Raw genomic sequence first — 22,568 nt, forward strand, 5'->3', positions numbered from 1 at the left:
TAACAATAAGAGCCCTGGCAAACGCCGGGGCTTTTTTTAGGTCTAGGAGAAGCCATGTTTTACAAACTCGCACAAAAAGTCATGTTTCAGATGGATCCTGAGCGCGCCCATAATCTTGCCATCAGTAGTCTCAGAACCACAGGTAATTCACCGCTGAACTGTTTTTATGCGCAGCATCTTGCCCCGGCCCCGGTCGAATTCATGGGGCTGACATTCCCTAATCCTGTCGGTTTGGCTGCCGGTATGGATAAGGACGGTGAATGTATCGACGCCTTTCATGCCATGGGATTTGGCCATATTGAAGTGGGAACTGTAACCCCAAGGCCGCAACCTGGTAATGACAAACCTCGGCTTTTCCGGATTAAGCCGGCCAAGGCGATTATTAATCGCATGGGCTTTAATAATCTCGGCGTGGATAATCTGGTGGCCAATCTCAAGGCTAAAAAATCCAACGCCATGGTCGGTGTCAATATAGGTAAAAATAAAGATACCCCGGTAGAGCAAGGGAAAGATGATTATCTGATCTGTATGGATAAGGTTTATGCCTATGCCGATTACATCGCGGTTAATATTTCTTCTCCCAATACCCCCGGCCTGCGTACCATGCAATATGGCGAATTACTGGACGACTTGCTGTCAAGCTTAAAAAATAAACAAACAGAACTGGCAGAAAAGCATGGCAAGTATGTACCCATAGCATTAAAAATAGCGCCGGATCTAACCGAAGAAGAGATCGAAAAGATAGCCGAGTCATTATTGAAACATAAGTTTGATGGTGCTATAGCCACCAATACCACTTTGACCCGTGATGGGGTCAGTGGCTTGGCCAACTCCAACGAGACAGGTGGCCTGAGTGGCAAGCCGCTGAACCAGTTGTCGACCAAGGTGATCAAGTATTTGGCGCAGTGTTTGAAAGGTGAGATCCCGATCCTGGGAGTGGGTGGTATTAATAGCGCCGAGGATGCTCTGGATAAATTGGATGCAGGAGCAAGCATGGTGCAGATCTATTCCGGCTTTATCTATCAAGGGCCGAAATTAATTAAAGATATTGTTGACGCCTATAGATCCAAATAAGTTAAAAAATACTCAAAGGGATCGCGATTGCGATCCTTTTTTATTTAAATCGATCGTTTTTTGATCTAAAGGATCTGTCTAAGATATTGTTATCTCAGTCTAATATTTAAAACTTTTTTTGATATTGGGTAAAATATCATCTATTATTCGGTTTGTAATAAATCACAGGTCTTATTGGATTGCGTTATGTTATTAATGCCAAACAGAGATTGGCAATGGAGATATAACGATTCGTACGGTGTCCTTAGCGTATCGTTAGGTTCGGAAATGGAATTTCTGACTCCTTATAAAGCCAAGACTTTGATACCGGATGCAATGAAAGAAGCTGAATTTAGCGTCGAGCACGCCAAGTTCTATATTGACCTGCTTGATCGTCTAACCAAGTCACTGTCATTGACGGATGCACAAGTGGTTCAGTTGGCATTGAATGCCACAGCCGCTCACTTTATGCAAAAACCGCAGATGCCCAAGTCATGGTTCTTCGACACCAGTGCTGTCTGTGTTTACAGTGAGCCAGGGAAGGTATTTGACCTCAAATGTCGCGGAGAGCGTGTGCTGGTGATGGTGGTTGAGACCGGGCTGCAGGTTTCTTTGGTAATGATGTTGGCCAACGAATGTCGACTCAGCGATGTCAAAACCCTGACCCGCTTTGAAACCATCAAGGTAATGCACGATCGTCTGCATCCGCTCAGGGCGCAGCAACAGATAGTTGCCGCCTGACAAAGCTTGTCAGCGAGTATCAACGGGGCTTATGGCCCCGTTTTGGGTTTTTCAGCTGAATGACTGACTCAAGTGGTCAATCAAGGCCCTTAGCGCCACCGGCATATGCTCTCTTGAGCTATAGAGAGCGTAGGCCGTCATGACTCTCGGTGTCCAATCCGGTAGCAAGCGTTGCAAGCTGCCATCTTTGAGTGCCTCAGCCAGCAGATAATCGGGCAGTTGGGCGATACCGCTGCCTGCCTGAGCCGCCTTGAGTAACACTGTCGCTTCATTGGCCACCAGTTGGCAGTTGACCGCCACAGATTCGTTCTGCCCTCCCTTGGAAAGATGCCAAAGATTGCGATTGAAATGGCGGTAGCCAAGGCACAGGTGTTGGCGAAGATCCCTGGGGTGCTGCGGCGCCGAATACTGTTTGAGGTATTCAGGAGAAGCCACCAGCTGCGAATTCACCTTGATAAGCGGCTTGCCAATCAACAAGGGATCCGGGCTTGAAGCAATACGGATCACCAAATCGACCCTTTCCACCACCAGATCCACAGCGCGATCGCTCACATCCAACTCGATTTCCACCCCGGGATTAAGCCTGATGAATTGCGCGAGGCTCGCTGCCAGTCGTGCGTGTGCGAATGACATGCTACTGCTTATTCTCAGTTTGCCGGTCAATTGTCTGCGTCTCTCGCTTAGGCTGATTTCCAATGCCTCACGGGTCGAGAGTAACTGGCGACAATATGTCAGGCACTGATTCCCGGCATCTGTAAGGGTTACACTGCGGGTGGTGCGATTGAGTAATCTGGCGCCCAACCAATGCTCAAGCGTCTTGATATGGCGGGTTACCATGGCGCGCGACATCTCAAGCCGCTCGGCGGTAGCGGTAAAGCTGCCACTGGCGGCCAGATCCACAAAAACTTCGGCGGCGGTTAATCTGTCCATCTGCGATTACTTGTCCGGGTTATGCAACAATATTGCGCAATTTTAGCCGTATATCTGCATTAATTGAAATCATAAACTGGCCAACGTTGAAATTCACCGGAGTAAAACCATGCTTAAATCACTCGTATTGGCTGCCAGTTTAGTGTTGCCATTTTCTTTACACGCCGAATCGGACGCCCTCGACTTCAAAGTCTATAACGCCGACGGTAACAGCTTTCATGTCAACGCCACCCTGATAAGCGGTGACAAGGAAGCCATTTTGGTCGACACAGGCTTCACCCGCGCCGATGCCTTGCGACTGGCCGCCGAGGTTCTGGACAGTGGCAAGCACTTGACCACTGTATTCGTCAGCCAGGCGGATCCTGACTATTACTTCGGGGTTGCCACACTCAAGCAGTTTTTCCCTAAAGCAAAATACCTGACGACCCCGGCAGTGCATGCACAAATTGCGGCCAAGCTGGAAGACAAGCTGAGCTTTTGGATCCCCAGAATGGGTAGCAATGCCCCCCTCAAGGCGCAGCTGCCAGAGATATTTAAAGGCAGTCAATTAATGCTTGAAGGCAAGGCGATTGAGATAAAAGGTGACCTGGGACGGCTGGCTGACAGGCCATACCTCTGGGTACCTTCGAGTAAAACCATTCTCGGCAATGTGGCCGTCTCCGGAGGCTTGCACCTGTGGATGGCTGATAGCCAGAGCCAGAGTGAGCGAGCGGCCTGGAAGGCGCAGCTTGCGGAAATGGCGGCGCTTAAACCTGCCAAGGTGATCCCCGGACACATGTTGTCTGAATCTTTTCTCGAGCAGGACAATATTGCCGCGACACTTAAGTACCTGCAGGATTTCGAACAAGCCGAAGCCGACACCCAAACCAGCGCTGAGCTTATTGACACCCTGCAGCGTCTGTACCCGAATGCCGGGCTTGCTATGGCATTGGAGATAGGTGCCAAGGTCAGCAAGGGCGAGATGAAATGGTGAGGCTGCACTACTTTTTTGACCCCTTGTGCGGCTGGTGCCATGGTGCGGCGCCCCTCATTCATGCCTTGAGTGCCAGACTCCCGATAGTTTTGCATGCAGGCGGCCTGATGGAGGCAACAAGAATAACGCCCGGTCTCAGGCAACATATCCTCAGCCACGACAGCAAAATTGCCAAGCTGACCGGGCAGCCCTTTGGCGACGATTACACTCAGGGTTTGCTTCAATGTCCTGACGCCGTGTTGGACTCGGGACCGGCCATTGCCGCCATCCTGCTCGCCGAAAAGGCGGCAGGGCAGGGATTGGCGCTGCTGGAGATATTGCAGCGTGGTCATTATGTTCAGGGTTTAAGGCTTGCCGAGCCTGAAGTGTTACTGCAACTGCTGATGGCGCTGCGAAGTCTCCAGGCGCTGGGGCGCGAGAAATTGGCTAGCGATCTGACGGCGGTTATGGAAGCAAACTCAGCCGGGCAGATTTCGCCACTGGCGAGCCATATCGCCCAAAGCCGAGCCATGATGGCAAAGCTCGGATTGGCAGGCTTTCCGTCGCTGGTTCTGGAAAGCGAAATCGGTGAGTGGCACCCTGTGCCTTTGAACCGCTTCTACGGCCAGACAGAGGCAATGCTGGGTTGGTTTGACTCAAGTTTTGCCAAACAGCTCTCTGTGATTGACGCCAAGAGTGATAATCCGAAAGCCGCGCCAAGCGCTCCGGCGGCTTGTATCCTGGGAGGCGGCTGCGATTAAGCTTTCCGCAAGGATTAGAGAGGGCTTAAAGGCGTTGAAAGAGGCTGCAATCTTACTCTTGGCTTGAGTAAAATGAGCATCCTAAGCTTGCGCTGACAGCAGAAGGGGATGAATACCTATTGGTTGCATTCATCCCTTTCTCTTTTTGCCTTTGTTCGTTGGTGCTGTGCCACTGCCTTATGTAGGCTTTGCTTTAATCCTGTGCCGCTTTGGCCTGGGTGTGACGTTTGGCCAGGTTGGCATGGATATCATCGAGGGACAGTTGTTGATCTTCCAGCAGTACCAAGAGGTGATAGAGGAGATCCGAGGCTTCATTCACCAACTCTTCGCGATCATGAGTGGCCGCCGCCAGCGCGGTTTCCAATCCCTCTTCGCCCACCTTCTGGGCAATGCGCTTGGTACCGCGCTGAAACAGCGAAGCTGTATAGCTCTCGTTGGGGTCTTCCTCCTTTCGTGAGGCGATAAGGCTTTGGAGGCGATTGATAAAGGGGTGCACTTCGCCGCAGGCCGGATTATCCCAGCAGCTGTCAGTCCCCTTGTGGCAGGTGGGGCCTAAGGGGGCGGCCTGCAGCAGCAGGCTGTCGTTGTCACAGTCCACTCCTATGCTGACCAATTGCAGCAGATTGCCTGAGCTTTCACCCTTGGTCCAGAGCCGCTGTTTGCTGCGGCTGTAAAAGGTCACCAGGCCTTTGCTTAGGGTGACATCCAGGGCTTCGCGGTTCATATAACCCAGCATCAACACCTTGCCACTGTGAAAGTCCTGTACTACGGCCGGCAGTAATCCCTGTTGTTTATCCCAGTCCAACTGTTTGAGCCAGTCGGCATTGTTTGTCTCGGTTGTCATATCAAATACCTGTATTGGGTTGTGGGGCATTAAGGAAGGTGCGAACAAGTCCCATGTGTGCTCTGCGCCGGCTTACGGGCCTGGATGCAAGGCGTGGTTCGCAGCCAATGGCCCTAGTCCTTTGCAAGAAGCCTTCCTTAGCTGCGAATGGCGACGCCGCTTTGCTTGAGAAAGGCTTTCAGCGCCTGGATCTCTATGATCCCCTTGTGAAATACGCTGGCGGCCAAAGCGGCATCGACCTTGGCCTTGTCGAAGACCTCGAGAAAGTGCGCCATGGTGCCGGCGCCGCCGGAGGCGATAAGCGGCACATCGCAGACGGCTCTCACTTTGGCGAGCTGCTCGATATCATAACCCTGGCGCACCCCATCCTGGTTCATCACATTGAGGACGATTTCGCCGCAGCCCTGGCGTTGCACCTCTTCGACCCAATCCAAGGTGTGCCATTGAGTGTCGCGGGTCGCCGCTTCATCGCCGGTAAACTGTTTCACCTTATAGCTGTTGTCATTGGCATCGAAGAAAGAGTCGATACCCACCACTATGCACTGGCGGCCGAATTCGTCTTGCAGCCTGCGAATAAGGCTGGGATCTGACAGTGCCGGTGAATTGATGGAGATCTTGTCGGCACCGAATGCCAGCAGCTCGCGTGCCTGGGCCAGGGTCTTGATGCCACCGGCCACGCAGAAGGGTATGTCTATCTGTTGCGCCACCCGGCTGACCCAGGACTTATCCACCACCCGCGAGTGGGCGCTGGCGGTGATATCATAGAACACCAGTTCATCGGCGCCTTCGGCGGCATATCTGGCCGCCAGTGGCACGATATCGCCTATGGTTTCATGGTTACGAAACTGCACGCCTTTGACCACCTTACCGTCGCGTACATCGAGACAAGGGACTATACGTTTTGCCAGCATGCGATCGCCTCCTCTACGCTGAATTCGCCGGTGAGCAAGGCCTTGCCGATAATCAGGCCGCTGGCACCGGAATCCCTGACTGCAGCGACATCATCCAGACTGGCGATACCGCCGGAGGCCTGCCAGGCGATATCGGGAAAGGTCTGCGCCAACTCGCGGTACAGGGCTGTGTTGGCGCCCGTCATGGTGCCATCACGACTGATGTCGGTGACCAGGGCATGTTTAAGGCCCAAAGGGGCAAACTGGGCCACCAGAGATTCCAGGGTTTTGCCACCGCCACTCTGCCAGCCGTGAACCGCCACTATTTTCTCGCCCGCGGCATTGATATTGACATCCAGCGCCAGACAGATGGCATCCGGGCCGTATTGCTCGAGCCAGGCGCCAACCAGTTTGGGCTCACGCACCGCCAATGAACCTATCACTACCCGGGAAACCCCGGCTTTGAACAGTTCATCGAGCTGACGCTGACTGCGCACGCCGCCGCCCACTTGCAGTGGTGTATCCAGGGCGGCCGCGAGTGACGCTATCAGGCTGCTCTGGCAGCGGTCAGGGTCCTTGGCGCCGGTCAAGTCCACCAGATGCAAGAGTGAAGCCCCCTGGGCCTGATAAGCGAGCAGTTGAGCCTCAGGTTGCAGATTGAAGCGGGTCTCCTGTTGGTAATCGCCCTGAAACAGGCGCACTACCTGACCTTCTATAAGATCGATTGCCGGTATAATCATGCTGCAGCTCCGTTAAAATCATCCTGGGTCAGAGTGAGAAAGTTAGCCAGGATAAGGCTACCGATAACGGCGCTCTTTTCCGGGTGAAACTGCACTCCCATAAAGTTGTCTTTGGCAATGGCGGCGCTGAAACGCTCGCCGTAACGGCATTCGGCTATGGTGGCCGCGGAAGGCGCGGCGCAAAAGGAATGGACGAAATAGCAGTAGCTGCCTTCATCGATACCGGCAAACAGCGGGTGTGCCTGGCCGTTGGCATCAAGTACGGGGCTCAATTGATCCCAGCCCATATGTGGACTGGGCAACCCCTTGCAGTCGAGCTGGCGTATAGTGCCCGGGATCAGCCCAAGACACTGGCATTCATCGGCATCCTCGCCACTTTCCTGCGAGCTGTCACACATGAGCTGCATACCGAGACACACTCCCAGCACCGGCTGTTTCAGCGCCTTGATAACAGGAATTAACTGCTTTTCAGTGAGCGCCGCCATGGCGGCTCTGGCTGTGCCCACACCGGGAAGCACCACTCTTTCGGCGCTGCGGATAACCTCGGCATCATCACTGATACAGACTTCGGCGCCGAGGCGCTCAAAGGCGTATTTCACCGAGCTCAAGTTGGCGCAGCCGGTATCTATAATCACTGTCTTGGCAATGGCTTGGGTCATTACAACACTCCCTTACTGGAAGGCAAGGCATCACCTTCAACCTTGATGGCCTGGCGCAGAGTGCGCCCCAGCACCTTGAACAGCGCCTCTACCTTGTGGTGGTCGTTGTCGCCCTCGCAGCCAAGGTGCAGGGTGCAGCGCAGGCCGTCGGCAAAGGAGCGAAAGAAGTGCGCTACCATCTCTGTGGCCAGCTCACCGACCTTTTCCCGCTCAAATACGGCGCTGAACTTGAGGAAGGGACGGCCGGAGAGATCCAGCAGGCAGTCGCCGCGGGCTTCATCCATGGGCAGGGAAAAACCGAAGCGGGCAATGCCGCGTTTATCGCCCAGCGCCTGACGCAAAGCATCGCCCAGCGCCAGCGCGGTATCTTCCACACTGTGGTGATCGTCTATCTCAAGATCGCCGTCAACCTTGACCGCCAGTTTGAAGTTGCCGTGGGTGGCAATCTGATCCAGCATGTGATCGAAAAAGCCTATGCCGGTATTGATGTCGCTGTTGCCGGCGCGGTCGAGATCCACCTCGACCCGAATGTCGGTCTCTTTGGTGGTGCGCACCACAGTTGCCTGGCGACCCCGGCTCAAGAGGGCATCACAGATATCGCCCCAGTTGAGCTTTTCCCTGTCATAGCGATAGCCGGTCAAGCCCATGGCCTCGGCCAGGGCAATATCGGTTTCCCGATCACCAATAACTGCCGAGCGGGTGAAATCCACCAGGCCCTGGGTCAGAAACTCTTTTACCAACCCGAGTTTGGGTTTGCGGCAACTGCAGTTTTCATCGTTGAAGTGAGGGCAAATCAACACCTCGCTGAAGTTGACCCCCTGGCTTGAAAAAATCTGCATCATCAGATTGTGGGGCGCATCGAAGTCTTCTTTCGGGAAGGAGGGCGTGCCCAGGCCATCCTGATTGGAGACCATCACCAAGCGGTAACCGGCGCTTTGCAGTTTGAGCAGCGCCGGAATAACGCCGGGTTCAAACACCAGCTTATCCAGTCTGTCCACCTGTTTGTCGGTTTGCGGCTCTTCAATAAGGGTGCCGTCGCGGTCGATAAAGAGTATTTTCTGGCTCATTGATGTTTCCTTGTGCCGGCCGCTGCCGGGCTGATTATTATCGTTATTGCACCTGGCTCAGGGCGGCTAGCAGCCGCTCGGTATCTGAGTCATCGCTGAAACTGAAACGTATGGCGTCGACAAGACGCGGATCCTGGTAGCTGCGGGCGACTATGCCAAAACGCTGCAACTGCTCACGCACCTTGGGGGCATCGGCGAAATACGCCAGCAGATAGTTGCCGCCACTTGGCAGTACCCGGGCACCGAGTCTTTCCAGCGCCGTAGCCACTCTTTGCCCCTGGGTCTTGAGCAGCGCCACGTCGGCCAGCATTCTGGCTATGCCCTCAGGACTTAACGCCAAAGCCGCCAAGCATGCCACAGGGACAGGTACCGGGTAGGGGGCCAGCACCTGTTTTACCATCTCGATAATGCCTTCATTGGCCAACATAAAGCCGCAGCGGGCTCCGGCCAGGGCAAACGCCTTGGAGAGGGTGCGCAGCACGACCAGGTTGGGATAACGCTTGAGCAAAGAGGCGGCGCTCAGCTCGGGGCTGAATTCAATATAGGCTTCATCCACTACCACTAGCGTGTCTGGCATGGCCTCGAGTATCCGCAGAATTTCACCCTGGCTTACCCAGGTGCCAGTGGGGTTATTGGGGTTGCAGATAAACAGCAGTTTGGCGCCTTGGGCCTGGGTTAACGATTTGGGCAACTGAAAGTTGTCATCCAACGACAGCGCCTTGACCTCGACATTGAAGGTCGCGGCACTGATGGCGTACATGCCGTAGGTGGGGCCAAAGAGGGCGATGCTGTCTGCCCCCGGGGTGCAAAAGGTGCGGATCAGCAACTCTATCGCTTCATCGGCGCCGCGGCTGCAGATGAGCTGCAAATCTGAGACTCCGGCATAGGCGGCATAGGCGGCTATCACCTCTGGTGGCTGGCACTCGGGGTAGCGGTTGACCCGGTCGATATCCGTGTGGTTGAAGGGGGATTCGTTGGCGTTGATCCAGACTTCCCCCTGGCCGCCAAGGCGCCTGGCGCTTTGATAGGGCTCGAGTGCCAAAAGCTCGGGGCGGGCCAGAGTAGCGGCAAGCTCGCGGCTTTGGTGGGTAACGGCTATTGTTCCTTTCTTGGCATCCGCAGTGGCGGTATTAATGGCTGCAGGCATGGTGTTTATTCCTCCATTCTCGCGGACGGCGCGCGCGATGATGAAACACTCTCGGTTGAACCTTCGGAGCCGGATACCCCAAGAGAGGCCAGACGCAGGGCAACGGCATTGCTGTGAGCGTCAAGCTGCTCTGCCTGGGCCAGGGTCATTACCGAGGGCCCCAAGGCGCACAGACCTTCGGCGCTCAGCTCCTGCACGGTAAAGCGGCGGCAGAAATCTGCCAGTGACAGGCTGGATACCGAGCGGCTGTAGCCGTAAGTGGGCAGCACATGGTTGGTGCCGCTGGCGTAATCACCCACAGATTCCGGGGTGTAGGGGCCGAGAAACACAGAGCCGGCAGCGCGAATTTGTGCCAGCACTGCTCTTGGGCTGCGGGTCTGGATGATCAGGTGCTCGGGGCCATAGCGGTTGGAAACGGCTGCAGCCTTATCCAGTGAATCGAGCAGTAAAATACGGCTTTCGGCCAATGCCTGGCGGGCAATATCGGCGCGGGGCAGAGCCGCAAGCTGCTTGTCCAGCTCTTGGATGACGGCTTTTGCCAGCGATTCACAGTTAGAGAGCAATATCACCTGAGAGTCGGGACCGTGCTCGGCCTGTGACAGGAGGTCAGCCGCCACAAAGGCTGGATTGGCAGTCTCATCGGCGATGACCAGCACTTCGGATGGCCCTGCCGGCATGTCGATACTGACTCGCGCCCTGGGATCCTGGGACAACTGGCGCTTGGCTTCGGTGACATAACGGTTGCCCGGGCCAAATATCTTGTCCACCGGGGCTATGGTCTCCGTGCCCAATGCCAGCGCGGCAATGGCCTGGGCGCCACCGGATTGGTAAATCTCTTCGATGCCGCATTCGCTGGCGGCGTAGATGATGGCGCTGTCTATCGGAGCCGGGCTTATCAAGACCCGGCGGCGACAACCGGCGATTCGGGCCGGCAGCGCCAGCATCAACACAGTGGAGATCAGCGGCGCGCTGCCGCCCGGTATGTAGAGGCCGACGCTGTCTATGGCTTCGCTTCTGAGCTCACAGCGCACTCCGGCCTGGGTATTGATATCCAAAGCCTGAGGCTGTTGCGCGCTGTGGAACACATCTATGTTGGCCATGGCGGTCTTGATGGCGTCTTTGAGCTCAGGGCTAACGTCCTGGGCAGCGGCCTTTATCTGCGCCTGACTGAGGGCGATATTCTCAAGGGGGATATTATCAAAGCGCTCGCTGTACTCCCTGAGGGCTTGGTCTCCCTTGGCGGCGACGGCCTCAATGATCTCGCCGACGCTCTGCTCGAGCGCTTTGCTGCTTACCAGGGAGGAGCGCTGGAGCGCGGCGGCCTGCTCGCTTTCGCTCAGTTTGTCCCATACCAGATACTGCATGCTTCACCCCATCATCTTTTCAATTGGCATTACCAGAATCGAGCTGGCACCGAGCTTGGTCAGCTCTTCCATTGTGTCCCAAAACAGATCTTCTGTGCTGACCGCGTGGATGGCGACCCGGTTGCTGTCATCGTTGAGCGGCAACACTGTGGGGTTCTCGGCGCCGGGCAGCAGGGCAACAATCTGCTCCAGGGTTTCAGTGGGAGCGTGCAGCAGGATATATTTGCTTTCCCGGGCACGGATGACGCCGTTGACCCGGCTCATCAGCTTGTCGATCAAGGCCTGTTTGGCCGGGGTTTGGGTTTGCTGTGATTGGATGACACAGGCCATAGAGCGGAAGATAACTTCGGTCTCGTACAAGCCATTGGCTTCCAAAGTGGCGCCGGTGGAAACCAGATCGCAGATCCCGTCGGCGAGTCCGGCACGGGGGGCCACTTCTACCGAGCCCTTGAGCATACAATCGCGATAACTTATGCCCTTATTTTGCATAAAACGGCGCAACAGGTTGGGGTAGGAGGTGGCAATTCGCAAGCCTTCCAGTGAGGCGGCGTCCTGATAAGGGAACTCACTGGGTACCGCCAGCGATAAACGGCAGGCGCCGAAGTCCAGTTGTCTGAGTTTGTTGCAGGCCGAAGGTTTGCCCAGTGTCTGCCGTTCTATCTGCTCCTCTTCCAGCACATTCTCGCCAATGATCCCCAAATCGACCACGCCATCCATGACCAGGCCGGGAATGTCGTCATCACGCACCCGCAGCAGATCCAGCGGCATATTGTCGGCGTGGGCTATCAGACGTTGTTCGTTGACGGTGAATTTTACGCCGCAGTTTTTCAGCAGTTGTTGTGATTCTTTCGAAAGCCGGCCCGATTTCTGGATAGCGATGCGCAGTCGATTTGAAGTCATAGTGGTCATTCCTGTTGGTCAATTCAATCTTGGTTAAAAAACTCAAATCCGGAAACGAAAAACCCCCGGAATTCCTTCCAGGGGTTTTCAGATCTTATGAATCAACCGCCAGAAGGAATGAACCTTCGGCAGTCAGCTCCGAAGGCTACCGCTCGTGGTGGTGATGATGGATAGCGTTGCGAAGCTGTGTCATGTAATAAATCCTGTGATTTCACGCTGTAATTTGGCAGCGCATAAACATTCAATTCTGAGCCAATTCGGCTGGCGTGTTTTTAAGCTAATCCCTTTGGCTGGAATTTGCAACACCCAAAATCAAAAAATGTCTGCTGCTTGAAAAGGATTCATCAAGCGGCCCGCTTGGGCATAAGTTTGCGAATCGTTAGCCTGAAGAGTTTGGTTTAAGTGGTTATGTTAACTATATCAATGCCAACTCTGTTGGGTAGAGCGGCTTGGCGATAAGGTTTGTCCCTTGTATCCGTCACTCAAATAGCGATAATGCACGCCATACCCCAGGGCAAAATGGAGCACAATGCGTAATCGACTCGTCAGCGAAACGGCACTGGCCTTCGCCCCGGGCGGCCCTTTGGCCTCCAATATCAGGGGCTTCAAGCCTAGAGAGCAACAACTGGAGATGGCCCGCGAAGTGGCCCAGTTACTCCATGGCTCAAGCGGCGCTGCAGTGCCTTTGGTGCTCGAAGCCGGCACCGGGGTTGGCAAGACCTTCGGTTATCTGATCCCGGCGCTGCTTTCAGGCAAGCAGGTGATTGTCTCCACCGGCTCAAAGAACCTGCAAGAACAGCTGTTTTATAAAGATCTGCCGGCCTTGCTGCAGATGCTGGATCTGCAAGTTCGGGTGGCGCTGCTCAAAGGGCGCAACAATTATCTGTGTCAGTTGTTGCTGGAGCAGCAGTTGGATGGCGCCCAGAGCCGCAGCCCGGAAGTGCTCGATGATCTGCTCAGGATAAATCAATGGGCCGCGGCCAGCACAGATGGCGATCTCGGTACTCTGGCCACGGTTTCCGAACAGTCGCCGGCACTGGCGCTGGTGGCTTCTTCGAAAGAGCGCTGCACCGGCAAGCGCTGCGCCTTCTATGACAGCTGCTTTACCCGCAAGGCCAGACAGAAGAGCCTGGAAGCCAGGATTATCGTGGTTAACCATCATCTGTTTTTTGCCGACAGGATCCTCAAGGATACCGGCTTTGCCGAGTTGTTGCCCGATGCCGATGCGGTGATTTTCGATGAGGCTCACCTGCTTGCCGATATTGCCGTAACCTACTTTGGTCGCCAATTGTCGCTCGCGGCCATGCAGCGAGTGCTGGAGCGGGTGGAAGCGGTATATCAACAGGAACTCAGGGATACTTCACAACTGAGCGATCTCGCCAGGCGCTGCGGCTCCCGCCTGGCGGATTGGGCGCAGATGACCCAGGCTTCCGGGCAAAGCGACTGGCGGCCCCTGTTGGCCGATAAAGAACTTGCGAGGCAATGCTGGCAGCTGCTCGAAGAGTTTCGGGCGCTGGAGCGGGTGATGCTGGCCAATATCGGTCGCAGTGATGAACTGGATGATTGCCTGGAAAAATGGCTAGATTACTGTGTGCAGCTGGAGCAGTTTTTCAACTGTGAAGACCAAAGTGCGGCTTACAGCATAGAGCAGGGCAGTCGGTTGCCGACGCTGAGAATGGCGCCTATTGATGTTGCCAAGGCGTGTCAGGCGCTGTTTGAGGTGCAAACCCGTTGGCTATTTACCTCGGCAACGCTACAGGTGAATCGCAGCCTGAACCATTTTTGCCGGACATTGGGGCTTAAGGGGGCCAGGGAGCTTATTCTGGACAGCCCTTTTGACTACCGACGCCAGGCAATTTTGTGTGTCCCCAGGGAGCTTGGGGATGTGCGATCTGAAGGGGATTATCAGTTTCGGCGCCTGCTTGAGGTGTGCGAGCAGGCGATTAATGCGGCCAAGGGCCGAACCTTTATTTTGTTTACCAGTCACAGGATGCTCCAACGGGTGGCGCAGGCGCTTCATGGTCGCAGCCGCTATCCACTCTTGGTGCAAGGCAGCGCCGGCAAGCAGACACTGCTGAAAAAGTTTCGTCAGCTGGGTAATGCCGTGCTGCTGGGCACCGGCAGTTTTTGGGAAGGCGTGGATGTGCGCGGCAAGTTACTCTCTTGCGTGATAATCGACAAACTGCCCTTTGTGTCTCCGGACGATAATCTCTATCGCGCCAGAGCCGCAGAGATCAGTAAGCGACAGGGTGACCCCTTTGTGGAGTTGGCCTTGCCCCAGGCTGTGATAGCACTCAAACAGGGTGTTGGACGGCTCATTCGTGACGAGAGCGACCGCGGTGTGCTAATTCTCTGTGATAATCGCATCGTCAATCGCAGTTATGGTCAGGCATTTCTCAACTCCTTGCCGCCCATGTACAGGACCCGCAATTTGCAATCTGCCTTGTCTTTTCTTGAAAGAATAGATTGATTAAAAACAGTTGGATACTGTATTTGAGAGTATTAATTCAATTTTTGGAACAAATAAATTGATAGTAAAAAGGCGCCTAAAACTAGGCGCCTTTTGCTCTCTGTCTCTGTACTAGCTATTAGCCGCGATCTGCGGCCAGCCAGGAAGCAAATTGCTTGGTGTAGTAACTGACAATCAAGCTGGCACCGGCGCGTTTGAAGCCGACAAAGCTTTCGGTAACCACGGCCCTTTCGTCCAGAGCGCCGGCCAGAGCCGCGAACTTGATCCCGGCATATTCACCGCCCACATGATAAGCCGCCAAAGGCAACTCGGTACGCTCTCTCAATTGTGACAACACATCCAGATAAGGCGTACCAGGCTTAACCATCAGAATATCGGCGCCTTCCTCTTCATCGAGCAGGGCCTCCAACAGCGCTTGCCGGCCATTGGCGCTATCCAGTTGATAACCTTTACGATTGCCGCTGAGTTCACAATCTACCGCCGCCCGGAATGGACCGTAGAAAGAGGAGGCAAACTTGGCCGAGTGGGCCAAAATGGCGACATTTTCAAAACCGGCCGCATCCAGGCCTTCGCGTATCGCCCGAATTTGGCCGTCCATCATGGCCGAAGGAGCCAGCATGTCGGCACCGGCGCGGGCAGCGCAGACAGACTGCTTGACCAGGTTTTCCACAGTCGCGTCATTACAAACTTCATTGTGCTCGACCACACCGCAGTGGCCGTGATCTGTGTACTCGCAGAAACAGATATCCGGGATCACCAGCATCTCGGGCGCTTCCTGCTTGATGGTGCGGATCATCCGTGCCAGCAGGCCGTCATCGTTCCAGGTATCGCTGCCGATGGCATCTTTATGGTGTGAAATACCAAAGGGCATTACATAGCGGACTCCGAGGGCCTTCAGCTCACGGATCTCAGCTGCCAGCATGCTCTCGGGCAATCTGCTGATCCCGGGAAGGGTGCTGATGGCCACAGGCTCAGTAATGCCTTCTTCGATGAACAGTGGGTGTACCAGATCTGTCAGGGAAACTTGCTGCTCGCGAACCAGATCCCGCATGGCTTCTGAACTGCGAAGACGGCGAAGACGACGAAGAGGTTTAGTGAAGCTGCCGTGACGGCAATGACTGTCTGACATGAGATTTCCTTTACTGCTATGGCGGGTGCCTGTTTGCCGAATATTGTCTCAAGACTCGGTAAAGAGCACTAAGCTATTGAGGTTAAAGGGGCGCAAGCGCCCAAGTGCGCCTAGGATACCCTTTGCAGGAAACGCGATACTATGACGAGGGTCACAGTTCACCCAGGCAGATGTTGGCAGGTGCAATACTGGTCTCACAGGGACTTGTTCCCTGTTGCCATTGCTGCTTGTCGAGCTTGGCGGTGCAACCACTGTCTTCCATCAGGGCCCGCTCACCGTCTGCGCTGCACAGCAACAAGAGGGCATGATCCTCGATGCGAAACAGGTGCAGTTGGTATTGGCTGAATGGCTCGAGCAGGGAGGCGTCATGGGCTGTGGCCAACGCCAGTAAAGTTTGGCCGTCGAGATTGGCCGGATGATTTTCATAACGTATGGTGGCCTCGGCGGCGCTGGTCACCTTGGTCAGTGCCGGTGCCAGTTGTTGGTAGTCTTGTTCATGCCTGTCACCCAGACCGCAGCCACCAAGTGTCGGTAGCAGTGCCAGCAACAGGCAGACGATTGGGCCTTGATGGAAAATTGATTTCATCCTTGAATCCTTATCTACAAATAGTAGGTCAGCGCTAGTTCCTGTTAGGCCTGTTCCTGCCAAAAGGCCAGTTTACCTGCGGCATCCCGGCCCGTGTCCAAATTCCAATCTTTGATACTCTCCAGATAGGCGCTATCTTGCTCGAGCACACCGCTGGCGATAAGTTGCCAAAAGTGTTTGACGTTTTCTCTGGCGCGCAGAAAAATCGCGTCATAGTGCATATCGCCCTCAGGGGTGGTCAGGGTTAAATATGCTTTTTCAATCAGCTCCTGCTCTGGGTAGAGAACGGCGAACTTGACGCCCAGGTGGCGGGCAAACGGCAGCAGTCTGTTGCCTTCCTCGGCAATCTTGTCCACCACAGTGATAAAGCCTTTATGCCAGTCATTGATGGCCGGCGGATTATTGGCCCACTCATCGATATAAACATCTTTGAAGCAGTTGTCCCACAATCTCTCTATGACAGGATCCAGTTTCTGGCCTGTGGCATCGCAGCAGGCGGCAATGCCGGAATCCAGGTGTTCGGATAGACCTATTGTCCCGAGATTGAGCTTGGGATAGATGTAGGCATCCTGATGCATTTCACAATGCCTGTGGGCATCGGCGTTGTCTTTGTAGGGGCCTACTTTCATCTCAATAACCGGATGGACAGTGATATCTGTGATCACATGGGCACAATAGCCCAGCAACCAGGCCAGGCCCTTGTCGCGTTCTTCCCCTTCACTGCAGGCCAGATGACGAACGCCGGCTTTGAGCATTTCGCCGCTATGCTGGTAATGCATCTTGTCGGCCCAGCTTTTGGCCTGTTGGCGATCATTGAGGGCAAGATAGGGATAATCCGGGCTGACAGCCCCGAGCTCGCAGTATTTGAAGTGCTTCAGTAAGGCGCGAATAGCGTCCTTGGGCATATGGGTAACCGCCTCTAGCTCAAGTGGCTGTCTGAGGCTGTTGACCATGGTGAGGTGTGCATAGGCGCCTGGCATTCCCTGGCCTCCAATCCTTTGCTGTTGCGTGCGGTTCCTTGGGGTTAACCTTAGCCGCTTAAGGTGACAACGGCCATAGCCCGAAGCTACTATCAAGCGCAATTCACTCAAGAGTAAATCAGACTGGCCGCTTCCCTTGGTTGATACCCGGAAACCACCATGCCGCCTTCCTTAGTTAGGATACGGCTGGTGAAGCTTGGGCTCTACTGCGGCGGATATGGCGCTCGACCAGAGCACCTATCAGGTACATCATCAGGTAACCGCAGCCGAGGGCGAGGATTACCGCCACCACATTGGCCGTCAATTGCCTGAGCAGGAAGAAGGCGCCCACCAGAGTAATGATGCCGGCCAGGCGGATCAGCAAACTGGCATTAAAGTAGCCTTCGGCCTTGATATAGGCTAGTTGATAACCGTTGAGCATCAAAAAGATGAAGAAAATGGCATAGTGCAGCAGTACCGGGACGGCGCCGTGATACTGGGGCGGAAACAGCATTCTGAACAGACTATCGCCGCCCAGCAGCATGACAACAAAGAAACTGGTGCTGACAATTAGCGCCATCTTGTAGAGCCAGTGTTTGATGGCGCGGATCTGTTCATTGTCCCGGGCGCGAACACAGACCGCCAATTCCGGCAATACGAAGCGGTAGATAGGGAATACAAACAGCAAGGTCATGTAGGTGAATACCGGTCTGACCACCACTTGGAAATCCCCCAGCTCTTCGACACTGAAATAACGTATGGTCAGTAGTACGGTAATATAGATCATCAGAATGCTTGAACCGGCCTCGAGCGAGGCGGTGACACTGCGCTTCATAAAGCTCTTCAGCGCCGGCTCAAGATTGACCTTGGCGAGCGGCGCGGTGGCGATTTGGCGCCGCCTTCTCAGATACATAAAGACCGCGATAATCAGAGACGACAGCGTCGTGGCGTAAAAGAGTGCTCCCAGCGGCGCCATGCTCAGCCCGTAGTAACACAGGGCAAAGGCCAGCACCAAAGACAGCGGCTCCATCCAGGTTACCTTGTTGCTGATTTCATAGAGACGATACATGGCAACCAGGTTGGTAAAGTACACCTTGAGCCCCATGCTGACTATGATGCCCACCAGTTGCAGGTACTCCACATCTATGGCGAGTTTGTGCTTGATATAGGGCAGTATAATGCCCCAGGTCAGCAGCACTACAAGTATCAGCACATAGCGGAAAATATTGATGATATCCCTGTCGTTGCGGGTCTGGCTGTATGACACCACCATAGACGAGCGAAAGCCTGTCATCAGGATAAGTGACAGCGAGATGATATCGATAACTGTGTGGTAGATAGCCAGATCCGCCTTGGGAACCCAGCTTGCGAGCCAGACTTTAAAGGAAAACCCGATTGCTATGCTGATGAGCGTGGCCCAAATACCGGCGACAAAGGCACGTTTCAACCGCGAAACTGCGGTTTCATTGGAAGACTGAGAGAGGCTGGACATAACAGACGCTAACCGAAAAGGGGACTCTATATTAGTTGAGAACTGTTCTCATTGTCCATGATAAGGATCACAAGGGCAGATCCGGGCTTGGTTTCGGCGTATTTGATGGTATGATCCCGCCGCTATTAACTCGCCGAAGGCTATACCTTCGCTTATCAAGGTTTAAACCATGACATCGACTACACTTGCCAATTCTCCTGTTATTCTGGCTCTGGATACCTGTACCGAACTCTGCTCAGCGGCGCTGGCATGGCAAGGTGGCAGTATTGCCGAATCTGTCGATGCTCCCCGTGAACATAGCCAAAGATTGCTGCCCATGATAGAGAACTTGCTGAGCCAATCCGGGCTCAAGATGCAGGATATCGGCCTTATCGCCTATGGCCGAGGGCCAGGCAGTTTCACCGGCATCCGCATCTGCACTTCTATGACTCAAGGGTTGGCGCTGGGGCTGGATGTACCTGTAATCGGTATCTCTACCTTGGCTGCCATGGCGCAGCAAGCGATAACCGAACATGGTGCGCAGCAGGTGATTTGTGCCATAGATGCCCGCATGGGCGAAATCTATTGGGCGGCGTTTGAACAGGAATCCGGCCTGGCCAAACTGGTGGGCATAGAGCAAGTGAGCGCCCCTGAGACAATGACCTCGCCCTTTGCCAATGCGGACAAGGTGTATTGCTGCGGTACAGGGTTTGACGCCTACCCGGCACTGTTACAACATGCCGAGAACTTGACCTTGCTGGATGCGGTGAAATATCCTCAAGCCAGTGCTATGCTTGCTTTGGCAAGCCTTGGCTGGCAACAAGGACAGGCCACCTCGGTCGATGAGCTGGCGCCTGTGTATTTGCGAGATACAGTTGCCTGGAAGAAACTGCCGGGAAGGGAATAGGGCTTCAGGCGGGTTAACTGCCTCAAGGGCTTGGGGCAAACGGGGATCAAACCAGTATCATGATGATCAAGCAGACGGGACATCCGGGGGCAGTTCAAAGTCTGTCGCAGGCGGTAGCCGGCAACAGGCCACCTGAGAGTGCCCAGCAAACCATTGAAACTCAAGATGAAATCCTTGTCAGCCCATCCAGACAGTTGCTCGAGTTTGACAGCCAAGCCCTTAACGACAAATACCAACAAAGAGAGCAACTTAAGCGGGAAACCGCAGGTCATTCTGATGCTATCGCCCTCTATCTTCATACCCAACACGCCGCGCAGCGGGACGCTATCTCAGCCATGGTGGGCATAGATGTCTACGCCTGACAATCCCGCCGCCGATAACGCGTTTGTAAAACCCTCCCATTCTCTGGCGTTGCCGGGAAGAGGCCAGTTTCTGCTGGAACTCTTGCTGGCCTTGATGTTGACTCATCTGCCCTATGTCTCTGTACCTTTTAAATGGTTGGAAAGCTATTTCCATGAATTGTCTCATGCGCTAGCCACGCTGTTAAGCGGCGGGATTGTCAGCCATATCCAACTCTTTCCGAGTGGCGCCGGTTTCTGCTTCAGTCAGGGCGGTTGGCCGCTCCTTATCGGCTTCAGTGGTTATTTGGGCGCGGCCTTTTGGGGCTGCCTGCTTTACCACCTGGCCACTTGGCCGCGGGGGATCCGTGTCAGTTTCGCCTTTATCGGCGCCTTGGTGCTGCTCACCATACTGCTGTGGGGACGGGACTTACTGACTCTGAGTATCCTCATTAGTCTGAGTGTATTGTTTTTGCTGCCGCTGAAATTTGGCGGCAATCGACTGCTCAGCGGCAGCTTGCGCCTAGTGGCCTTGATGGTGATGCTCAACGCGCTCGCCAGCCCAGCAGTATTGCTGGGGCTGGACAACAGGGGAGATGCGGTATTGCTGGCTGAGCACAGCTGGGTGCCTGCGTTCGTCTGGGTATTGCTGTGGTTCGCTTCCGGCTTATTGGCGTTACTGCTTTGCTGGCGCCGCATAGATGGAAAATCAAACTGATCCTTGGCAAGTCTGCCGCTCACTGTTAGCTTGAACTCCAATCTTATTTGGCACCAGTGCGTGCCAAAAAGTCGTTTCGGCGGGTTTGTTGCCGCAGCATAAATCCACATTCAAAGGAGAAGGGAAATGGAATACAAGCAATTTAATCGCAAGCTGGCAACGCCGCTTGGCAAGGCGTTGCTGTTTGCAGGCATGCTGCTTGGCAGCGGTGCGCTGCAGGCCGGCGAACAGGCGTTGCAGGAGGCGGTTAACAGTGACTTTCGCCGGGAAGCCAATGTCGAGCGCGACCAATATCGTCATCCAGAGCAGACACTGGCTTTTTTCGGGATCAGTGCGGAGCAAACCGTGATTGAGCTCTGGCCCGGCGGCGGCTGGTACACAGAAATCCTGGCGCCTATGTTGGCGGACAAGGGGCAGTATATTGCCGCCGGTTTTAACACAGCGCCGCAGGAAGACACCCCGGGCAGCCGTTATCGGGCCAAAGCGGGCAAGCGTTATCTAGAATGGCTGCAAGCCCACTCCAAAGAGCTTGGCAAAATCGAACTGGTGGTTTTGGATCCTCCCGCACAGGTTAAACTGGGAGAAGATGCCAGCGCCGATGCTGTACTCACTTTCAGAAACCTGCATAACTGGGCCAGTCAGGGGCAACTGCAAACCGTGTTTCAGGCTGCTTTTAATGTGCTTAAAGATGGCGGCGTCTTTGGTGTGGTTGAGCACAGGGGCAAAGCCGGTAACGGCCCTGACAGCGGCTACATGATACAGGATGAGATGATAGCACTGGCAGAAAAGGTCGGCTTCACCTTGGAAGCCAGCAGTGAGATCAACGCCAATGCCAAGGACAGTAAGGATTACCCCAAAGGCGTCTGGACCTTGCCGCCGACATTGCGACTGGGTGAGCAGGACAGGGACACTTATCTCAAGATAGGAGAAAGTGACCGTATGACACTCAAATTTATCAAAAAAGCGAACTGATACACTGACAACAGAGGCATTATGTGGCAACCTTCCGCCCCCGTAAAAGCACTGAAGATCCCGCTGCCGCACCTCACGCTGGCAGCCCAATGCTGGGGAGCGGAAGATAAGCCGCTGTTACTGGCATTGCATGGATGGCTGGATAACAGTAACAGCTTTGCTCCTTTGGCCGAGAAGTTGATGAATGATTATCGTATTCTTGCCATTGATTGGCCGGGGCATGGTTTATCGGAACACAGGCCAGGGTGTTATCCGCTGCACTGGATTGACTATCTGTATGATCTTGAGCAGCTGCTGGACCACTTGGCCGGCGATGCACCAGTCACTCTGTTGGGGCACTCGCTTGGGGGAATCGTTGCCAGTGCTTATGCTGCCGCATTTCCCGAGCGAGTTGCCAAGTTGCTGTTGATTGAAGCCTTTGCACCTCTTTATGAGGCGGTGGAGCAGGCCAAACCCAGGCTGAGAAAGAGCTTTGCTGCCCACAAGCGTATGCTCGCCAGCAAACGTAGCCAAGTGGTTTATGACAGTATCGAACCGGCCATCAAAGCAAGAGTGCAGTTGACCGGCTTGGCGGAGCCCTGGTCCAGATTATTGGTGACACGCAATATGCAAATTGATGCACAGGGTGCCAGATGGCGCAGTGACCCAAGGCTGCGGCTTGACTCGCCGATGCGACTTTGTTTTGAGCAGGTAGCATCCCTGATGCAGGGGATCGCCATCCCCAGCTTACTTATCACGGGTGAGCAGGGATTTCCCGGATTGGTGCAGAGTTTACCCCAGGCACGTGCCTGGTACAGCGAGTTGCAAATAGTACAACTACCAGGGGATCACCATCTGCATATGGCGAACGCCGATGGGGTAGCGCAAACTCTGGCCGGATTTCTCCAAGGTAGAAAATCCAATCCGGGGGACTAGGCAAATAAAAGCTTTTATGTGATGATGATCAAAATTTTAAACGCCCGTATGATTT

23 protein-coding genes are annotated in these 22,568 nt (G+C 54.5%); 10 read left to right on the plus strand and 13 right to left on the minus strand.

Features of this window, described 5'->3' with window-relative positions; translation table 11 throughout:
* The first annotated feature begins 54 nt into the window (after positions 1-54).
* Together pyrD and WKR14_RS09990 are read left to right on the plus strand one after the other, a co-directional pair.
* Positions 55-1,074, plus strand: coding sequence for a quinone-dependent dihydroorotate dehydrogenase (pyrD, locus tag WKR14_RS09985; protein WP_165565133.1), 1,020 nt, complete (start codon positions 55-57; stop codon positions 1,072-1,074).
* Positions 1,075-1,260: 186 nt separating this feature from the next.
* On the plus strand, positions 1,261-1,794 hold the full coding sequence (locus WKR14_RS09990; RefSeq protein ID WP_339087689.1) for a cell division protein ZapC: 534 nt from the start codon (positions 1,261-1,263) through the stop codon (positions 1,792-1,794).
* Between the two features lie 51 nt (positions 1,795-1,845).
* Here the strand turns inward: WKR14_RS09990 and WKR14_RS09995 are convergent, their stop codons facing one another.
* Positions 1,846-2,724: a LysR family transcriptional regulator gene (locus WKR14_RS09995; RefSeq protein WP_339087690.1), complete on the minus strand. Its 879-nt coding sequence runs from the start codon at positions 2,722-2,724 to the stop codon at positions 1,846-1,848.
* A gap of 109 nt (positions 2,725-2,833) precedes the next feature.
* On the opposite strand from WKR14_RS09995, the gene WKR14_RS10000 reads away from it, so the two are divergent.
* A complete protein-coding gene (locus WKR14_RS10000; RefSeq protein ID WP_335921653.1) occupies positions 2,834-3,697 on the plus strand; it encodes an MBL fold metallo-hydrolase in 864 nt (287 codons plus the stop codon).
* Between the two features lie 107 nt (positions 3,698-3,804).
* A complete protein-coding gene (locus tag WKR14_RS10005) occupies positions 3,805-4,437 on the plus strand; it encodes a hypothetical protein (protein WP_339087691.1) in 633 nt (210 codons plus the stop codon).
* A 193-nt stretch (positions 4,438-4,630) separates the two neighbouring features.
* Here WKR14_RS10005 and hisIE read toward each other — a convergent pair whose 3' ends face one another.
* The 8 genes from hisIE to hisG form a co-directional block, all read right to left on the minus strand.
* Positions 4,631-5,281 carry a bifunctional phosphoribosyl-AMP cyclohydrolase/phosphoribosyl-ATP diphosphatase HisIE gene (gene hisIE, locus WKR14_RS10010; RefSeq protein ID WP_165565131.1) on the minus strand — a complete coding sequence of 217 codons (651 nt, stop codon included), beginning with the start codon at positions 5,279-5,281 and terminating at the stop codon, positions 4,631-4,633.
* A gap of 137 nt (positions 5,282-5,418) precedes the next feature.
* Complete coding sequence (gene hisF, locus WKR14_RS10015) at positions 5,419-6,192, minus strand: imidazole glycerol phosphate synthase subunit HisF (RefSeq protein WP_044734598.1); 774 nt, start codon at positions 6,190-6,192, stop codon at positions 5,419-5,421.
* Complete coding sequence (gene hisA, locus WKR14_RS10020) at positions 6,174-6,911, minus strand: 1-(5-phosphoribosyl)-5-[(5-phosphoribosylamino)methylideneamino]imidazole-4-carboxamide isomerase (protein WP_224866311.1); 738 nt, start codon at positions 6,909-6,911, stop codon at positions 6,174-6,176. Before hisA ends, hisF begins: the two co-directional genes overlap by 19 nt.
* Entirely contained in the window at positions 6,908-7,570 is a 663-nt protein-coding gene (hisH, locus tag WKR14_RS10025) for an imidazole glycerol phosphate synthase subunit HisH (RefSeq protein ID WP_224866310.1), read from the minus strand. Before hisH ends, hisA begins: the two co-directional genes overlap by 4 nt.
* Positions 7,570-8,637 carry a bifunctional histidinol-phosphatase/imidazoleglycerol-phosphate dehydratase HisB gene (hisB, locus tag WKR14_RS10030; protein WP_224866309.1) on the minus strand — a complete coding sequence of 356 codons (1,068 nt, stop codon included), beginning with the start codon at positions 8,635-8,637 and terminating at the stop codon, positions 7,570-7,572. The genes hisH and hisB overlap by 1 nt, the downstream gene beginning before the upstream one ends.
* A gap of 43 nt (positions 8,638-8,680) precedes the next feature.
* Complete coding sequence (gene hisC, locus WKR14_RS10035) at positions 8,681-9,784, minus strand: histidinol-phosphate transaminase (protein WP_339087692.1); 1,104 nt, start codon at positions 9,782-9,784, stop codon at positions 8,681-8,683.
* Positions 9,785-9,789: 5 nt separating this feature from the next.
* Complete coding sequence (hisD, locus tag WKR14_RS10040) at positions 9,790-11,148, minus strand: histidinol dehydrogenase (RefSeq protein ID WP_224866307.1); 1,359 nt, start codon at positions 11,146-11,148, stop codon at positions 9,790-9,792.
* Between the two features lie 3 nt (positions 11,149-11,151).
* The gene (gene hisG / locus WKR14_RS10045) at positions 11,152-12,048 is read right to left on the minus strand and encodes an ATP phosphoribosyltransferase (protein WP_025011635.1); all 897 of its coding nucleotides are present in this window, start codon (positions 12,046-12,048) and stop codon (positions 11,152-11,154) included.
* Positions 12,049-12,577: 529 nt separating this feature from the next.
* Between hisG and WKR14_RS10050 the strand changes: the two genes are divergently transcribed.
* Positions 12,578-14,518 (plus strand): ATP-dependent DNA helicase, encoded by a 1,941-nt coding sequence (locus WKR14_RS10050; RefSeq protein ID WP_144225045.1) that lies wholly within the window; start codon positions 12,578-12,580, stop codon positions 14,516-14,518.
* A 118-nt stretch (positions 14,519-14,636) separates the two neighbouring features.
* On the opposite strand, the gene hemB is transcribed toward WKR14_RS10050, so the two are convergent.
* The 4 genes from hemB to WKR14_RS10070 all read right to left on the minus strand — a co-directional run bounded on the left by hemB (position 14,637) and on the right by WKR14_RS10070 (position 18,684).
* Entirely contained in the window at positions 14,637-15,647 is a 1,011-nt protein-coding gene (hemB, locus tag WKR14_RS10055; RefSeq protein WP_101056902.1) for a porphobilinogen synthase, read from the minus strand.
* 151 nt (positions 15,648-15,798) lie between these two features.
* Positions 15,799-16,233, minus strand: coding sequence for a hypothetical protein (locus WKR14_RS10060; RefSeq protein ID WP_101056901.1), 435 nt, complete (start codon positions 16,231-16,233; stop codon positions 15,799-15,801).
* Between the two features lie 44 nt (positions 16,234-16,277).
* Positions 16,278-17,213 (minus strand): zinc dependent phospholipase C family protein, encoded by a 936-nt coding sequence (locus tag WKR14_RS10065; protein ID WP_339087693.1) that lies wholly within the window; start codon positions 17,211-17,213, stop codon positions 16,278-16,280.
* 175 nt (positions 17,214-17,388) lie between these two features.
* Positions 17,389-18,684 (minus strand): lipopolysaccharide biosynthesis protein, encoded by a 1,296-nt coding sequence (locus WKR14_RS10070; RefSeq protein WP_165565124.1) that lies wholly within the window; start codon positions 18,682-18,684, stop codon positions 17,389-17,391.
* A gap of 169 nt (positions 18,685-18,853) precedes the next feature.
* On the opposite strand from WKR14_RS10070, the gene tsaB reads away from it, so the two are divergent.
* From tsaB to WKR14_RS10095, 5 genes are all read left to right on the plus strand, one after another.
* Positions 18,854-19,570 carry a tRNA (adenosine(37)-N6)-threonylcarbamoyltransferase complex dimerization subunit type 1 TsaB gene (tsaB, locus tag WKR14_RS10075; protein WP_071476593.1) on the plus strand — a complete coding sequence of 239 codons (717 nt, stop codon included), beginning with the start codon at positions 18,854-18,856 and terminating at the stop codon, positions 19,568-19,570.
* A 59-nt stretch (positions 19,571-19,629) separates the two neighbouring features.
* Positions 19,630-19,932, plus strand: a complete 303-nt coding sequence (locus tag WKR14_RS10080) for a hypothetical protein (protein WP_101056898.1) — start codon at positions 19,630-19,632, stop codon at positions 19,930-19,932.
* On the plus strand, positions 19,919-20,626 hold the full coding sequence (locus WKR14_RS10085) for a M50 family metallopeptidase (RefSeq protein WP_101056897.1): 708 nt from the start codon (positions 19,919-19,921) through the stop codon (positions 20,624-20,626). Before WKR14_RS10080 ends, WKR14_RS10085 begins: the two co-directional genes overlap by 14 nt.
* Before the next feature lie 126 nt (positions 20,627-20,752).
* Complete coding sequence (locus WKR14_RS10090) at positions 20,753-21,598, plus strand: class I SAM-dependent methyltransferase (protein WP_420884231.1); 846 nt, start codon at positions 20,753-20,755, stop codon at positions 21,596-21,598.
* A 21-nt stretch (positions 21,599-21,619) separates the two neighbouring features.
* The gene (locus tag WKR14_RS10095; protein ID WP_339087694.1) at positions 21,620-22,513 is read left to right on the plus strand and encodes an alpha/beta hydrolase; all 894 of its coding nucleotides are present in this window, start codon (positions 21,620-21,622) and stop codon (positions 22,511-22,513) included.
* The last annotated feature ends 55 nt before the right edge of the window (positions 22,514-22,568 follow it).

The organism is Shewanella chilikensis (assembly GCF_037953065.1).
In the GTDB taxonomy this organism is placed as follows: Bacteria; Pseudomonadota; Gammaproteobacteria; order Enterobacterales; family Shewanellaceae; genus Shewanella; species Shewanella chilikensis.